The following is an 863-nucleotide window of genomic DNA, read 5'->3' on the forward strand; positions in this document are numbered from 1 at the left end:
ACTACAACTGTGTTCACTTCGCGCATGAAGCTGCAATGGATCTATATGATATTGATCGAGGAGAGGCGCTTGAGTTTTTTATGAAGCCCGTCAAAGAGAAGGTATTTCTGCCATCAAGATTGAAGTTACTAAATCCATTGCCCATGCCCAAGGAAGGCTGCATAGTCGCCTTTCACTCTAGATACCGAAACAAGCCCCCACATGTGGGGCTTTTTCGTTTGGGGCGTATTTTGCATTTGCAGGAATCAGGCGTTTCATGGATGCCAATTCAAGTCGTTCAAGCATTTGGATTTAATCGTGTGAGTTTCTATGATTAAGATTATTTATAAACAAGACCCTTTATCCGAAGACAAAACAATTGAACACGCCGAAACTTTGGGTCAATGGCTTACTTCAAAATATGACCATATGCCTGAGCATGTCCGTATTTTTCATACCACAAGCAATATGGATCATGCAGAAATTTCATTTGCGAATGAAGTCACGCCGAAGAATGCATATGAATTAAAGCAGCTCGATTTCTTGCCAGGCACTTTCATTGTAATTGAGAATCCCAAGGGTATAGACCCCATAACTCTAGCTTGGATAGCGGTTGCTTCTATAGTTATGGGTGTGGCTGTTGCATTATTAATGCCTGTGCCCTCAATTACCCAAACCAACCAGAATAACAATCAATCCTCGTCTGCAAATAACGAATTATCAAACCGTGAAAATAAAACTCGCGTAAATGGTCGTATCGCAGATATTTATGGTGCCGCTCACGATACCCCTGATCTGATTACTGTGCCTTACAAGGTATATGAAAACAATGTCGAAGTAGAGCATGTTGTTGGTTGTATTGGTCGTGGTCACTATAAAATTAA

The 863-nt window shown here is 41.0% G+C and carries 1 protein-coding gene and 1 pseudogene; both read left to right on the forward strand.

The window, feature by feature from the left end:
* A partial coding sequence (locus tag R5R67_RS19480) for a hypothetical protein (RefSeq protein WP_057691621.1) occupies positions 1-317 on the forward strand: 317 nt, incomplete at its 5' end.
* Positions 310-863 (forward strand): annotated as a pseudogene (locus R5R67_RS19485) (phage tail protein); the annotation flags it as partial. The gene R5R67_RS19480 and the pseudogene R5R67_RS19485, both read left to right, overlap by 8 nt.

This window comes from Acinetobacter sp. OYA S30 (assembly GCF_033599315.1).
In the GTDB taxonomy this organism is placed as follows: Bacteria; Pseudomonadota; Gammaproteobacteria; order Pseudomonadales; family Moraxellaceae; genus Acinetobacter; species Acinetobacter baumannii.